Origin of the sequence: Citrobacter sp. SX206 (assembly GCF_024181025.1) — a bacterium.
In the GTDB taxonomy this organism is placed as follows: domain Bacteria; phylum Pseudomonadota; class Gammaproteobacteria; order Enterobacterales; family Enterobacteriaceae; genus Citrobacter; species Citrobacter youngae.
This window is the reverse complement of the sequence record NZ_CP049738.1, coordinates 1,109,570-1,122,710: the sequence shown is the minus strand read 5'-3', so window position 1 is coordinate 1,122,710 and position 13,141 is coordinate 1,109,570. Positions and strand designations below refer to the sequence as shown.

The 13,141-nt window shown below is 55.3% G+C and carries 17 protein-coding genes and 1 pseudogene; 3 read left to right on the top strand and 15 right to left on the bottom strand.

Annotated elements, in window-relative coordinates:
• The first annotated feature begins 33 nt into the window (after positions 1 to 33).
• Positions 34 to 516, top strand: a complete 483-nt coding sequence (locus tag G8S19_RS05515; protein ID WP_253686266.1) for a hypothetical protein — start codon at positions 34 to 36, stop codon at positions 514 to 516.
• A gap of 27 nt (positions 517 to 543) precedes the next feature.
• On the opposite strand, the gene G8S19_RS05510 is transcribed toward G8S19_RS05515, so the two are convergent.
• The 9 genes and pseudogenes from G8S19_RS05510 to G8S19_RS05470 form a co-directional block, all read right to left on the bottom strand.
• Positions 544 to 762: an ogr/Delta-like zinc finger family protein gene (locus G8S19_RS05510; RefSeq protein ID WP_023184674.1), complete on the bottom strand. Its 219-nt coding sequence runs from the start codon at positions 760 to 762 to the stop codon at positions 544 to 546.
• 66 nt (positions 763 to 828) lie between these two features.
• Positions 829 to 1,929 (bottom strand): phage late control D family protein, encoded by a 1,101-nt coding sequence (locus G8S19_RS05505; RefSeq protein WP_253686264.1) that lies wholly within the window; start codon positions 1,927 to 1,929, stop codon positions 829 to 831.
• A complete protein-coding gene (locus G8S19_RS05500) occupies positions 1,926 to 2,411 on the bottom strand; it encodes a phage tail protein (RefSeq protein ID WP_119922112.1) in 486 nt (161 codons plus the stop codon). The genes G8S19_RS05505 and G8S19_RS05500 overlap by 4 nt, the downstream gene beginning before the upstream one ends.
• The gene (locus G8S19_RS05495) at positions 2,408 to 5,203 is read right to left on the bottom strand and encodes a phage tail tape measure protein (protein WP_253686262.1); all 2,796 of its coding nucleotides are present in this window, start codon (positions 5,201 to 5,203) and stop codon (positions 2,408 to 2,410) included. Before G8S19_RS05495 ends, G8S19_RS05500 begins: the two co-directional genes overlap by 4 nt.
• The gene (locus tag G8S19_RS05490) at positions 5,196 to 5,315 is read right to left on the bottom strand and encodes a GpE family phage tail protein (protein WP_001397628.1); all 120 of its coding nucleotides are present in this window, start codon (positions 5,313 to 5,315) and stop codon (positions 5,196 to 5,198) included. Before G8S19_RS05490 ends, G8S19_RS05495 begins: the two co-directional genes overlap by 8 nt.
• Positions 5,316 to 5,329: 14 nt before the next feature.
• Positions 5,330 to 5,632, bottom strand: a complete 303-nt coding sequence (locus G8S19_RS05485) for a phage tail assembly protein (protein WP_119922114.1) — start codon at positions 5,630 to 5,632, stop codon at positions 5,330 to 5,332.
• Between the two features lie 54 nt (positions 5,633 to 5,686).
• Positions 5,687 to 6,202, bottom strand: a complete 516-nt coding sequence (locus tag G8S19_RS05480) for a phage major tail tube protein (protein ID WP_253686260.1) — start codon at positions 6,200 to 6,202, stop codon at positions 5,687 to 5,689.
• A 9-nt stretch (positions 6,203 to 6,211) separates the two neighbouring features.
• The gene (locus tag G8S19_RS05475; RefSeq protein ID WP_119922116.1) at positions 6,212 to 7,384 is read right to left on the bottom strand and encodes a phage tail sheath protein; all 1,173 of its coding nucleotides are present in this window, start codon (positions 7,382 to 7,384) and stop codon (positions 6,212 to 6,214) included.
• Positions 7,385 to 7,449: 65 nt separating this feature from the next.
• A pseudogene (locus tag G8S19_RS05470) lies at positions 7,450 to 8,052 on the bottom strand (recombinase family protein).
• A 53-nt stretch (positions 8,053 to 8,105) separates the two neighbouring features.
• On the opposite strand from G8S19_RS05470, the gene G8S19_RS22460 reads away from it, so the two are divergent.
• Positions 8,106 to 8,417, top strand: a complete 312-nt coding sequence (locus G8S19_RS22460) for a hypothetical protein (protein ID WP_371925584.1) — start codon at positions 8,106 to 8,108, stop codon at positions 8,415 to 8,417.
• A 2-nt stretch (positions 8,418 to 8,419) separates the two neighbouring features.
• Positions 8,420 to 8,833, top strand: a complete 414-nt coding sequence (locus G8S19_RS05465; RefSeq protein ID WP_253686258.1) for a tail fiber assembly protein — start codon at positions 8,420 to 8,422, stop codon at positions 8,831 to 8,833.
• Here the strand turns inward: G8S19_RS05465 and G8S19_RS05460 are convergent.
• Genes G8S19_RS05460 through G8S19_RS05435 form a run of 6 tightly spaced genes read right to left on the bottom strand, consistent with a single transcriptional unit; the run spans position 8,805 to position 13,113 of the window.
• On the bottom strand, positions 8,805 to 9,209 hold the full coding sequence (locus tag G8S19_RS05460) for a tail fiber assembly protein (protein WP_253686256.1): 405 nt from the start codon (positions 9,207 to 9,209) through the stop codon (positions 8,805 to 8,807). The two genes, G8S19_RS05465 and G8S19_RS05460, sit on opposite strands and share 29 nt — an antisense overlap.
• Positions 9,210 to 9,213: 4 nt before the next feature.
• On the bottom strand, positions 9,214 to 10,689 hold the full coding sequence (locus G8S19_RS05455) for a phage tail protein (protein WP_253686254.1): 1,476 nt from the start codon (positions 10,687 to 10,689) through the stop codon (positions 9,214 to 9,216).
• Positions 10,686 to 11,291 (bottom strand): phage tail protein I, encoded by a 606-nt coding sequence (locus G8S19_RS05450; protein WP_253686252.1) that lies wholly within the window; start codon positions 11,289 to 11,291, stop codon positions 10,686 to 10,688. Before G8S19_RS05450 ends, G8S19_RS05455 begins: the two co-directional genes overlap by 4 nt.
• Positions 11,284 to 12,192, bottom strand: coding sequence for a baseplate assembly protein (locus G8S19_RS05445; RefSeq protein ID WP_253686249.1), 909 nt, complete (start codon positions 12,190 to 12,192; stop codon positions 11,284 to 11,286). Before G8S19_RS05445 ends, G8S19_RS05450 begins: the two co-directional genes overlap by 8 nt.
• Entirely contained in the window at positions 12,179 to 12,538 is a 360-nt protein-coding gene (locus G8S19_RS05440) for a GPW/gp25 family protein (protein WP_080088961.1), read from the bottom strand. Before G8S19_RS05440 ends, G8S19_RS05445 begins: the two co-directional genes overlap by 14 nt.
• On the bottom strand, positions 12,535 to 13,113 hold the full coding sequence (locus G8S19_RS05435; protein WP_119922122.1) for a phage baseplate assembly protein V: 579 nt from the start codon (positions 13,111 to 13,113) through the stop codon (positions 12,535 to 12,537). Before G8S19_RS05435 ends, G8S19_RS05440 begins: the two co-directional genes overlap by 4 nt.
• Between the last annotated feature and the right edge of the window lie 28 nt (positions 13,114 to 13,141).

Below are 13,141 nucleotides of genomic sequence, written 5' to 3'. Positions count from 1 at the left end.
GTCTTAGCCGTTTGTGTAATAAAGGTGATTCACATGGAAGAAATGCACTTTGTTTACATCAATGCGAATGCGCGTATTGGTGCCCATTCAATAAGCAGTGTTAGCCACAGCGATACCCACATTCAGGGTATATGCCAATCAGCCCATTCAATAAGAACGTTTCGTAAAGATAGAATACTTCAAGAATGCACATCTGCTGAGGAAGCAGAGCAAGCCTGTCAGTCCTTCCTACCAGAAAATTACATTCATCTAACCAAGGCAACCAAGCCTAAAACCCTCACTTTTGACGTCTGCTTTACAGGTTTCAAAAAGGCAGATAAAGAACGTTTGATTGAAGTTGCCGAAGCGCACAGCCTGACAGTGAGAAGTTCAGTTACTCAAAATCTGCAGATGCTCTGTTGCGGGTACAATGCCGGTCCTTCCAAAGTAAATGCTGCACGCATGAAGGGTACGATCATCATTGATGAAGAAAGTTTTGCGCATTTTATAGAAACAGGTGAAATTCCTGACACATAAAAAAACCTGCCGCTGCAGGTTCTTGTTTTAAAAATTCATGTGCCCTTGACCACCCGGCGTAGGGTGTGGCGGGGCATTATTGATTATTGTCGGTGTAACGATAAATCGTACAACCGTTTCATGGGTGACAAATGTGCTGCCGCAATTAATGTTCTGGCACTGGCAGTAACGCTCCTTCGTGCTATCAGTAACCTGAAAGCTACTCCTGGTGTGCGCCGCATGTCCACACTTTGGGCAATTCATCATTTTCAATTCTCCGTCACCTTTAAAATCTCAATAATGATACACAAATAACCAATATTGAGAACTTATTTATTCCATTTCTAAATCATCAATCTTTACTTCAAGCTCCATGCTGGTCGTAAATCCATTATCCTGGCTGACAGAATGCGTCAGGGTGGTAATGGTCCATTCTGCATCATCAATCGGCTGCTTAAATCCCGTCACCTTCACCGGCATTTCCGTATAGAGATCAGCCCGCCCCTCAGCGAGCTGCAGGGAAAATGAAGCAACCCCACGCTGCAGACGTTCCCACTGCATTTTTGCTGCGCGCTCTGCATTGCTCCGGTTGGCGTAGGTACGATTAAGAACCAGCACGTTTTCATCCGTTCCCACCAGATAATCGCCCTGTTTTGCTTCCGGCTCTTTGGGGGTGGTGGTTTTCTTTCGACGACGCTTAACACTGGTTGTCTCTTTTTTCCTGGGTTCACGCGTATGCAACCAGCTGGCAATAACACCGGTATAGGCACCACGATCAGCAAGGGTGAACCGATGACCGTCACCGGCTTTGCGCGTGATGGTGATAACCGGCAGCGGCTTGCCGCTTGCCGTTCTTCCCTGCCCCTGGCGGATAAACAGCAGGTTCCCGTCCTTAACGGAAGCAATCGCCCCATACTGTCTCGCCAGTTTCATCAGAAAGCTTGCATCGCTTTCATTGGTCTGGTCCAGATGATCCAGCGCCTTATCCGTCAGGTCTTTACCCAGCGCCATTTTGAGGTTATGCCGGGCGGCGATTTCCTTTACCACCTCTCCCACCGTTGTCTGATGCCATGATTTTTCGCGCCGTGTATTGAGGGTTTCACGGAAATCTGCGCTACGCGCCCTGATGGTCAGCCGGTCAGGGGCACCGCTGTGTTCAATTTCATCCACGGTAAAAGCCCCTTTAGGGAAAAGCGGCCGGCCTTTCCAGCCCAGCGCCAGCTGAATCACTGCCCCACGTCGCGGCAGAGCAATCAGACCGTCGGCGTCGTCCAGCTCCAGATCAAGCTGGTCCGCTTCAAAGCCCCGGTTATCCGTCAGCGTCAGACTCATCAGGCGGGTATCCAACACGGTCGTCACGTCCTTACCTTCAATGACGACACTGAATGCCGGGCTTTTACTGTTCAGATTCAGGAGATCAGAATTAACGTTCACTGCAGCAATCCTCCAACCGTGTTTTTAATCCCCTCAATAGCAGAAGCTGCAGAGTCCTGCAGGTTGCTGAGCTGGTCACTCAGACTCCCGAACATGTCAGACAGCGACTCATCAACCCGTTTGAGGGTGATCGTAAACTCAATGCGCCTGGGCATTCCGCTTGCAAAAAACTCCGTCTTTGTCTGGCTCAGACTTTCAATAACAAACATGCCGTAAATGGTTCCGCTGCCTTCAATCAAAGGCCAGGCTTTGCCCTGCTCTGCCATCAACTCCAGCGCCAGCAATGACAACCTGCCTCCGGTCACTTCCGGCAGCAGAACCCCGGACAGTGTCAGTGAATCATTATCCGGGCCAAGAAACTGCGTTGACGGGCGGCGGTTCACCCGGCTGTTGGCTGCATGTCGCCAGCTACGCTGATACTGAAGCTCCTGATAAGGGACTGTGCGCAACATAAATACATATAAACCCAGCACCATCATCATGACTCATACCCCCCCTGATCGCTGAAATTGCTCCGCGCTTTTGCCCTGGCCCTACGTTCCCGCTCGTCAAGCTGGCGTGCCACTTCACGGGCAATATCCTGCGCACTCTGTCCCGGCTGCGCGACAATATGAATAGGCGCATTTATCTCATAACGAATAACTGACGGCGGGCTGTCAGCCTTAACTGGCTGCGTCTGGTATGCCCTGGCAGGCAGACTGAACGGATGAAGCGGAGCCGCTTCTGCAGGTGTAGCAGCTACCCCCATCACGCCTGCAACGACAGAGGCCAGCGCAGCAGTACGCCGCCTGCTGGTGACATTTGCCGGTCCGTTCACAATTTCAGGGCCATTTTCTCCAACAATGCCAAACTGCCCGCGTGGAATGCTCCCGCCCGTGTCGTACATCCCCGCGTAAGCCGGGAACCCGCCGGGCGGTAACATCACGCTGCCGTTACCGCCTACCGTGGCAGGCGTCTGATTTGGCAACCGGGTGCTGGCTGCCTCCTTATTGACCAGGCCCAGCTTTTCAAGCAACCAGACCACGCCGGATTTCAGAGACTCCAGCGGATGCAGCGCCATGTTCAGCCCTTCCGCCAGCATCTCCCCGAACAACCGCCCCATTGATGCCGCATTCTGCAGCTCTGCCGCCGTCGATTTGACCGGCGTCAGCAGATTAGTGAACCACCCCCATAGCTCCCGGACCTTATCCCCTACCCATTGAAAGATGGGCATTAATGGTGCAAATGCTGTCAGAATTGGCGCAACTGCCGCTTTAAACCCTTCCACCACGCCACCCAGAAAGGCGCTGATAGGCTGCCAGTATTTCCAGACCACCAGTGCCACCCCAGCCAGCGCCGCCACAACCAGGCCGATCGGACTCAGCAGCGCCCCAAGCAAACTCCCCACTGTGAACAGCGCCACACGGAGTAACGCCAGCGGGCCAGAAACCAGTAAACGCAGCACGCCGCCGGTGCGGGTCGTCGCTGCAGCGGCAGAAGGTAACGCCTTAACCGCCAGCATCGACAACGCGAACCGAATCACCGCAATCGGCCCCAGCACTGCAGCCACCGCCACCGCAAGCGTGCCCAGCCCAACAGTTATCGCTGCCGTGGCTGCAACCACTTTCATCAGCGTGCCAGCCAGCACAGGATTCTGTTCAACCCAGCGCCGCAGCGCCCCGGTCACGTTCTTAACCATGGACATAATGTCCATCAGTGGCTGCCGCAGGGTTTCCCCCAGGCTACTGAAAGCGTTCTGCGCGCCCGTCTTAACCAGCAACCACTGCGCGGACAATGAATCCTTGTTGATGTCGGATTCTTTCTGCATGGAGCCATTAGCACCACTGCCTGATGTGAGTTCAAGCTGGCGCTGCAGCTCCGGCAGGTTGTTAGCCAGCTTTGCCGCATCATCCCCAAACTCCTTACCAAAAATCATCGTCATTGCAGACAGCCGTTTGTCTTTCGGCAGGCTGTTAACCTTCTGCAGCACATGCTGAATAGTGCCCATGGCATCTTTGGTCATCTGCTTTTCAATCACTTCCGGATCGAGTTTCAGCAGGTCCATACCTTCAAAGAAGCGCTTACTTTGCATGGTGGCAATGGACAGTTCGCGCACCATGGCATTGGAAGCGCTGGCGGCAATTTCAGGCGCAGCGCCCAGAGAAAGGAAGGTTGAACCCAGCGCCGCCGCTTTGCGGAAGTCGAGGCGGTCAGCTACGCCCCCCATGCGCTGCAGGACGTTGATAATGTCGCCGCCCTTTGACATGGCGTTATCGTCCAGGTAGTTCAGCGCATCGCCCAGCTGCTCAATATTGCGCGTCGGCACTTTATACAACTGCGCAATTTTCCCCAGCCCCTCCGCCAGTTCATCGGCGGGCAGTTCAAAAGCGGTTGCCGCTTTCGCTGCCGTTGAGGCAAAGGCCAGTAAATCGCGCTTCTGGTCCTCAAACGGATCATCCTGATTGGTCACGCCCATGCGGGCGCCACCCTCAACCAGTGCTGCGTAGTCAATCGCGCCATTCTCCATCGGCAACTGTTCACTGGCAGCTTTGATGGCGTCCTGCATTTCATAAAACTGCTTTGTGCGGTTGCCGTTGTCGTCCCGCAGGCCATTGACCTGTTTTGCCACGCCTTTCATGGCATCTTCCATGCTGGCATAGCTCCTGACCGCCGCCACAACCGGCGCACCCATCGCAGCACCGGCGGCTGCCGTGGTCGCCCCAGCGCCCGCAATGCGATCACGAACCTCAAGACGGCGGGAATACTGCTCACGGACAGCATTCATTTTCGCCTGCTGTTCGCCCAGACGTTTCAGGGATTTCTGCTGACGCTCCAGAGCCTGCCTTGTTTCATCTGCATTTTTCCGCAGCTCCCGCTGTGCGCTACTTAACTGTTTAGTATCGATCCCAGATTCTTTCAGCGCCTGCCGCTGTCTTTGTACCGAACCCAACAGACCGTTGTATGTCTGCTGCAGTTCCTGTACGCGGGTTTTCGCCTGGCTAAATAACTTGGCCTGCGCAGCGGTTGGGCGGTTTGTTGCAGCAAACTGAATAGCAAGTTTTGCGGCTTCTTCGCGTGCGGCGTTGAGATTTTTTGCAGTAATAGCAAGCTGTGACCTGGTTTTACGGAATTCATCAATACGCCCGGCCTGTTTATTCAGTTCTTTCAGGCTGTTCCGGGTGGTTTGAAGCACAGCAGCCAGCTCCCTCGAGCTGGCCTGCGCGGATCGAAATGGGCGGGTGAGCTTGTCAACCGCATTCAGAATCACCTGCAGACGCAGGTTATTGTCACTCATCGCTGGCCCCGCTTCTCTGAATCGCTTTGTGCCGCCACTCCAGCACCTCAGTCAGCGGCATAACGTCAGTGATGGACGGCGACCAGTGAAAGATGGTGGCGATATCCGCCACCAGGTCATCAACCGTCAGGCTGTCGGTAAACCGGCAAGTACCGACTTCTTCAACAAAAAAGTGACCACCTCTACCGACAGCGAGGTGAGATCGGCGGGGTCCAGTTCTGCCATTTCCTGTGCGGTCAGCGTCGGGGTGGAGATACGCGGGATCACTGTCATCATAGCCCCCACGTCCATATCCATAATGGCCTGCAGACGGGTGCCACGCAGTGCGCCGGACTGCGGCTTGCGTAGCACAATTTCGGTAATTTCAGTTTTACCGCGCATGATGGGGGTATCCAGTTTTACGGTCTTTTCAGTCAGTTTGTCGCTCATGTTCGTTTCCTGTTAATAAACTACTGGCGCGGCTGCCCGCGCCGTTAAGGTTAATCAGAGGCCGAGGGCGTTACGGTGTTCTTCCATCAGGTCCACGCCGTCAACGATTTCAACCATGTTGACCAGATCGACCTCATAGAGCACTTCGCCGTTAATGGTCAGCTTCGCGTAGCTGTTGGTGCTACTGACCTTGGTGCTGCTGCTCTCGCCGGTTTTCCACTCGCCGGAGTCCACTTCTTTATGACGCCCGCGCACAACCAGCTCAACGGCCTGCACTTCGCCGGTATCGTCACGCTGAATGGAGCCGGTTAAACGCAGCTGGATGCCGTCAACGGTTGCCTTGCCCATCTGCCTGAATAACAGCTGTTCGGTGCCGCCGATTGAAAATTCCGTGTCCAGTGCGCCGTCATCCAGCCCCATGTCCACATCCACCGCGCCTGGCATACCGCCGCCGCGATATTTCTCAAACTTGCGGGTGAATTTCGGCAGGGTCAGAGACTCAACGATCCCCTGCCAGTTGTTCCCGTCGTTGAACAGGTTCAGGTGTTTTAACTTGCGTGGTAAAGCCATGGTGTCCCCTTACGCGCTGACCTTGCTGGAGAAATCCAGAAGGTACTGATCGGTGATACGCTGGCGCAGCATCAGGTTTTCAAGCGGCGGCACCGGCGTGTAGTCGTAGTCGATGGTGAGTTTCCCGGCTTTCAGGGAGTCTTTATCGTTCACGGACTCATCCAGCCAGCAGTCTGCGCCGATGAGATACCCCTGATTCACCAGGCTACGCAGTTTGGCGCGGATACCTTCAATAATGTCGCGGGCCAGTGACGGGTTAAGCGGCTTATCCACCGCCCACATGTGCGCTTCGGCAATTGTGTCAGCCAGCACCTGCGCCGTGCGGGTGTAGTTCTCAAAAGCAAACAGCGGATCGTCACTGAGGCAGCGGGAACCCCAGAAGCGGAAGCCGTCTTTGCGGATAAGCGTGGTGACGTCATTCTGGTTGAGCAGTCCCGCATCGGTTGCCGGGTCCTGCAGATCCCAGAACACATCGGCGGAAATGCCGGTGACGCCGTTCACGCCCACGTTGGACAGGGTCTTGTGCCAGCCGGTCTGCTCGTCAATTTTGGCACGCAGTCCGAGCGCACGGGCGGAGGCGTAGGCCGTCGCATCTGCATTCAGCACAGTGTCAAAGTTGATGAAGTCAGGCCAGATCAGCATCCCCTCTCGCTGGCTGAAATTGTCACGGTAGGCAGTCGCTTCTTCCACCGTTTTGCAGCCGTAGGCGGACAGGTAGGCAAACCCGCGCAGGCTCTGCGCCACGCTCAGTAGTTCAGTAGCAACCGCCTGCGTGTCGTGTCCCGGCACACCGAGGATGCGCGGCTTGACTTCCAGTTGCGACTGCGCCGAAAGCAGCGCTTTCATGCCCGTTTTTTTACCGTCAGCAGTCACGCCGCCGATAATGTTAGAGGTGGTTTCCGCTTCGGTTTCGCCCTGCGCCACGCGCACAACGACGGTCACGGGTTTAGCCTGGTCGGCAATGGCATCCAGCGAACGGGCCAGCGTGCCGGATTCTCCCGCTTTACCGCTGGCGGTCAGCACATCCGTCAACAGAACCGGCTTATTGAGGGGAAACATGGACGCATCAGCATCATCGCCGGTGCAGACCATGCCCACGATGGCGGTGCTCACCGTGGTAATGGATCGGGTGCCCTCGTTGATTTCAACAACGCGCACCCCGTGGTGGTAATCCTGAGCCATAAGGCATTATCTCCGGTTGACAGGGATGCCTTATGTTCTGGTTGATACACACGCGGCGCACGCGTTTATCCCTGTGCCATCACTGACACAATAACGGGGTTTTCAGCCTGGCTGGCTGGCTGGCTGGCGGGAAATTTCTTATACAGCGTGGAAATACCCACATCGAAAAGCAGCGCCACGCGCTGACGTGTTTCACCTGCAGCCAGTAGCCGCCCGGCCTGCGCCCATTGTTCCGGCGACAACTTTGGACGGCGCCCACCGATTCTCCCTTGCGCCCTTGCTGCAGCCAATCCCGCACGGGTTCTTTCCACAATCAGTTCACGTTCCATTTCAGCCAGGGCGCCCATGATGTGGAAAAAAAAGCGCCCCATGGGTGTCGAGGTATCAATACTATCCGTCAAACTGCGGAAATTAACAGCCCGCTGCCGCAGCTCCTCAACGAGAACCACCAGATGCCGCATACTGCGCCCAAGTCGATCAAGCTTCCAGACAACCAGCGTGTCCCCCGGCGACAAGGTTTTAAGCAGCTTTTTTAACCCTGGACGTTCTGACGTTTTACCGCTCATTTTATCTTCAAAAATCAGCTCGCATCCTTACCGTTCCAGCGCGTCACGCTGCAGCGCCGTGTTTTGCTCATTTGTTGATACACGCACATACCCAACCAGCATTCACTTTCCCTTATGCAAAAGCCCAAATGATGCCAGTCAGACTATAAAACTGCATTTTCTTAAACGTTGGTTTTGGAAGTTTTCCTCAATACCAGACTTTAGGTGATGGACAGCATATTTTTCAGCACGGATCTGGCGCTGCTAACAGTTCCGGAATAGCCGATATCGTATTCCCGAAAGCATTTACCACGACTAGCAATCTCAACGTAACGGCGACGCCAACATCTCAACAACCCGCAAACTACATCGTGACGGTAGGAACTATTACAACAACCGGGGTGCGTTTATATCTGACAGGGGCAAACGCAGGGGCAACACCTATCGCTGCAGCCATTGGATTTCACTGGAAAGCAGAAGGAAGATAAACATGAAAGTTTTTTACAGTGCCAGCCAGAACGGTTTTTATGATGATAACCAGACTCTTCCCGCAGATGCGCTCGAAATTGCTGAGTCGCTCCGAACTGAGTTAATTACCGCCCAGAACGCAGGCGGCGTAATCAGACCGGGAAGTGATGGAATGCCGGTGATCATCCCATCCGCAGATTACGTCCCGGAATTAACTGAAGAAGAGCAGCGGTGGTTTGCTGAATCCAAAAAACAGTCACTGTTGTCAGAAGCAACCAATCGAATTGGACCTCTACAGTACGCGGTCGATGCAGGCAAAGCGACGGCTGAAGAATCCGCCGGCCTGATAAACTGGCAGGACTACCGGTTGGATTTGATGCGGGTTGATACGTCAAAACCTGACTGGCCTACACCTCCGGGGGAACAGGCCAGTTGATTTCCCGTGCGGTGCTGGTATCTATTGCTGTCACCGCATCGATATAGTCAATCCAGGCGTTAAGGCTTGCGGATTCAGCATCCGTAAGCTTGCGCCCCATCAGCAACTTTGTCTGCCAGACGACAACTCTGGTGGTCGCCGCATCAATACGGGCGCGTTTTTCTGCTTCAGCCTGTGCGACTAATTCAGCGTGAGACTTTACCGGATCGGGAATATCAGGAGCCGTAAAAGCGCCATCAGCATATGACCAGCCAATCCCGACACCATCAGCAGCAGGTATTGCGACACCATTATCAGGCGACCATTCTGATTCACCATCCCATAAGACGACGTTTACGACGGTGTTATTTTCAATTACTGCGTATGTTTTGCTCATCGCATCACCACTCAATCATCACAATACCAGGTGCACCGTTACCGCCATTTCCACCGCGAGCAGTTAAGGGGGCAGTACCATATTTACCACCGCCAGAACCGCCACCGGAGCCATACCCGGAACCCGCCGTGCCGTCAGTTCCCTGATCTGTTCCCGCACGACCAGCACCACCGCCACCACCGAACGGCGATGAGGCTCCCGGCGATCCGTTACCAGAGCCGACATTTAAACTGCCATCTCCACCATAGCTTCCGGTCGGGAAACCCTGCCCGTAACCTCCACCGGGTGCAGTAGTTTGTCCGTTGCCGGCATTTATTCCTGGCTGGCCACCATGCAGTGTAATCAGAGAACCAATAACCGTATTACCCCCAGCGGTAGGTGCAGACCCGGTTGCGGCACTGGCAATTGAACCAATCCCGCCAGAACCAATGGTGATGTTGATAACCGTTCCCGGTGTAACTGCAAATTTCCTTTTTACAATGGACTCGCCAGCCCCACCAGAGCCACCACCACCACCAAAGAATGATGAATCACCGCCACCACCAGAACCGCCACCACCTCCACCCGCAACAGCGGAGATACACAGTTCAGTAACGCCCACAGGAACAGTGAAGCTTCCACTCGTCGTTAGGGTGGCAAATCCGGTTTCGTGCAAACCAAGGTTTTTGAGAAACTCCGAAACATCAGCAATGTCTTTTCCATTGGCTGCCTTGTCCATCTTTCCGGCAAGCGCATTTGTCATGGTGGTGGCAAAATTAGGATCGTTTCCCAACGCCGCCGCCAGTTCGTTAAGCGTATCGAGTGCAGCTGGAGAAGATGCCACCAGTGCGGCAATTGCCGCCTGCACAAAAGCCGTGTTAGCAAGTTGCGTGGAATTATTGCCTGCCGCTGCCGTCGGTGCTTTTGGCGTACCAGTGAATGTCGGACTGGCTTTTGGCGCATATTGCGTATGTGGATCTGCAGCAGCAAGATGTTTTGCCATCAGGTCATCCACATACACCTTAAGCTCCAGCACCTTGTCATCCACATATTTGCGGGTTGCCAGAACCACAGCAGGGTCAATTTTCAGGGTGATGTTATCGGTGCTGCTGGTAATCAGCACCATGCGTACGGTCTGCGTGCGTCCGCTGCCCTCCGCCAACTGCGGCTTATAGCTCTCCGGGCAGTTTCCCACAGCAATCAGCGCACCGGTTTCATCAAACAGGCCGACTTCACGAATCCACCACCCGCCCTCATTTTCCGGGATCACCTGCTCAGCAATAATCTGGCTGCTGTTCTGCGGGTCGATATACAGCATATTCAGCGCTGCGCGGCGCTTTTCAGCCACTAACGCGGTCTGTTGTGCGCTGGGAGTGGGCAGCGCTCCACCACCGTCACCCACCGCCATCTGGGTAATTTTAAGCGGGATACCGAGCGCGGCGGCGCTAGCCAGTTTCGCCGCGCCGATATCCGTCAGCAGGGTGTAAAATTTTGCGCTCATGGGTTCACTCTCATCGTGTCAATAACATGGACCGCACCACCCTCATAAGCGGTGCCGCCGGAAATAATGGTTTCGTTGATGTACGGATAGATCGTGATTTCTTCACCGATGTAGGTGGCTGCACCCACAAAATACGGACCACCTGTCTGCAAATTGATGGACATGCCAACCAGATGACGGCTGCACGGTTTGGCGTCACCGATCAGGCGCTCCAGCTCCAGATAGGTTTCTTCTGTTATGCCCTGCTCCTGCACGCCAATATCCAGACGGAACGTCCCCGGCGTTTCGCCGGTCTGCCACCACTCAATGATGCGGATCAGGAAGCCAAACGGCTCCACCACACGCCGCACGGCGCTGGTTGTCCCCTTGTGCTGATGGATATAAAAAGCATCCTGCACAACGCGGCGCTTGACGCTTTCTGTCCACCCCTCATCCCAGCGGTCAACAGAAAACGCCCAGGCCAGATAAGGCAGGAACCTGATCGGGCAGGTTGCCGGGTTCCACAAATCTCGCAGTGATACCTGCAGATCGGAAATTCCGCTGCAGGTCTGCGCAAGTCTACGCTCAAGCGGCGACGAACCCGGCGGCAGCAGACTATTCATCCGTGCCCCCGTTGGTGACGCTCCATTCAGTACAGGATGCCGCCTGCGTCTTATCCAGCACCACATCCTCCAGAGGGGAGGTCAGCTCCACACGCTGAACGCCCTCCACGTGCAACGCGGCATAAATGGCGCTGCGGCGGATATCACGTCCCAGCCGAGTCTGACTGGCGATATACTTCTGCAGGCTGGCTTTCGCTTCTGCCATCACCGGCTCAGCCTCCGGCCCCGGATAAAGGAAGATCGTCGCATCCACGCTGTACGGAATAATTTCAGCGCTGCGCACCGTCAGGCGGTCTGCCACCGGGCGAACCTTTTCACTGTTAAGCGCCTGCTCAACCACCGCCAGCAGGTCAGCCCCTGCCATACCGTCACCCTCGCGGCTCAGCACGGTAAGCACCACCTCTGCCGGTGCAGGACTGGTTGCGCTGGCATCAGCCACCCGCCCGTCGGCGCTTCTGGCGTGGAACTCATAGGCCCCCGTCGGCCCTGCAACGGACAGCCCCTCAAATGCTGCAGGAATGCGCTGGCGTAATGCTTCATCACTTTCCATTACTGCGGCGACCGGCGGCACCGCGTCATTATCTGCAGGGACTACCGTCAGGCGCTTCACGTTGCAGTTACCTGCCAGTTGTTCAAGGTCATTTCCCATGGAATAGGCCACCATGACCGCCTGCGCAGCCTCATTAATTCGCTGACGCAGCAGGATTTCGCGGTAAGTATTTTCCTGCAGCAGTTTGGTGACAGGTTCTGACTCCAGCGCTAACGTGCGCATAACGGCTTCCTGTTCATCAGCCGGATGGAGGGCCACAAAGGCGGCCTTGCGTTCTGCCAGCAATGCCTCAAAGTCCGGCACGTCCACAATCTGCGGCGGCGGTAGCCGGGAAAGGTCAATGACTGCCATTGTCTGCTCCTGTTGATACGGAAAGGGAAACCGGCGCGCCGTTATTGCTGTGTCCGGTAAGTTCAACCACCATAGAGCCGTCAAAATTGCCGTTGATGGTGATGGAGTCCAGCGTAAGGCGCGGCTCCCAGCGGTTCAGCGCCACATAGACTGCAGACATAATCTGCAGACGCAGTGCAGGGTTCTGCGGCTGGTCAATCAGGGCAGACAACAGGGAGCCATATTCCCGGCGGGCAAGACGGCTGCCCTGCGGCGTCAGCAGAATATCCCGCACCGACTGGCGCAGATGGTCTGTATCTGCAATGGCCTGCCCGTCATTCCTGCTCATACCGATATATAACGTCATACCGGACCTCCCGTGTTGTCGCCGCCTTTCAGAACACCACTATGCTCATGGTCATCAACTACGATCCCGTTAGAACTCATTGCGCCGCCGCCCTGGGTGACGCCGCCATTGATCACCACCTCGCTGTTAATGCGCGTGGTGTCAGCCTCCACCACAAACTCACTGGTTTTGTAGGTGACGCTGTCTGATGCCTCGATCACCATGGATTTGATGCCCCTGACATGCCATCGTCCGGTAGCGGGTTCATACTCAAACCATCCCCCGTCCGGGTACTCCGTCACGCAGCCGTCCACGGAATCCGACGGCGACGGAAACTGATTGGAGTAGATGGCGGGCAGCACAAAAGCGGTTTCCAGATTGCCGCCCATGCTCAGCACCACCACCTGCTCATCCGGCGACGGGCACCACCATGTACGGGCACCACCGGCGCGAAGCGTCAGCCAGTTAATCCAGTTGGTTTCAAGCTCGCCCACTTTCACCCGACACAGCCACTTTTTCCGGTCCACTTCGGTCACAGTGCCGGTGCGGATCAGATTGGTGATAAGGCGCATGATTTCGGTCAGTTGTGCATTCATAACGAAAGGTTGCCATCAGTGGGAAAAG

Coding starts and splice junctions, on each gene's coding strand:
- G8S19_RS05475 (WP_119922116.1), bottom strand. CDS start 7,384: ATGGCTCAGGATTACCACCACGGGGTGCGCGTTGTTGAAATCAACGAG.
- G8S19_RS05450 (WP_253686252.1), bottom strand. CDS start 11,291: ATGAATAGTCTGCTGCCGCCGGGTTCGTCGCCGCTTGAGCGTAGACTT.
- G8S19_RS05495 (WP_253686262.1), bottom strand. CDS start 5,203: ATGAGTGACAATAACCTGCGTCTGCAGGTGATTCTGAATGCGGTTGAC.
- G8S19_RS05485 (WP_119922114.1), bottom strand. CDS start 5,632: ATGAGCGACAAACTGACTGAAAAGACCGTAAAACTGGATACCCCCATC.
- G8S19_RS05460 (WP_253686256.1), bottom strand. CDS start 9,209: ATGAGCAAAACATACGCAGTAATTGAAAATAACACCGTCGTAAACGTC.
- G8S19_RS05435 (WP_119922122.1), bottom strand. CDS start 13,113: ATGAATGCACAACTGACCGAAATCATGCGCCTTATCACCAATCTGATC.
- G8S19_RS05465 (WP_253686258.1), top strand. CDS start 8,420: ATGAAAGTTTTTTACAGTGCCAGCCAGAACGGTTTTTATGATGATAAC.
- G8S19_RS05515 (WP_253686266.1), top strand. CDS start 34: ATGGAAGAAATGCACTTTGTTTACATCAATGCGAATGCGCGTATTGGT.
- G8S19_RS05500 (WP_119922112.1), bottom strand. CDS start 2,411: ATGATGATGGTGCTGGGTTTATATGTATTTATGTTGCGCACAGTCCCT.
- G8S19_RS05440 (WP_080088961.1), bottom strand. CDS start 12,538: ATGACGTTATATATCGGTATGAGCAGGAATGACGGGCAGGCCATTGCA.
- G8S19_RS05510 (WP_023184674.1), bottom strand. CDS start 762: ATGATGAATTGCCCAAAGTGTGGACATGCGGCGCACACCAGGAGTAGC.
- G8S19_RS05445 (WP_253686249.1), bottom strand. CDS start 12,192: ATGGCAGTCATTGACCTTTCCCGGCTACCGCCGCCGCAGATTGTGGAC.
- G8S19_RS05455 (WP_253686254.1), bottom strand. CDS start 10,689: ATGAGCGCAAAATTTTACACCCTGCTGACGGATATCGGCGCGGCGAAA.
- G8S19_RS05480 (WP_253686260.1), bottom strand. CDS start 6,202: ATGGCTTTACCACGCAAGTTAAAACACCTGAACCTGTTCAACGACGGG.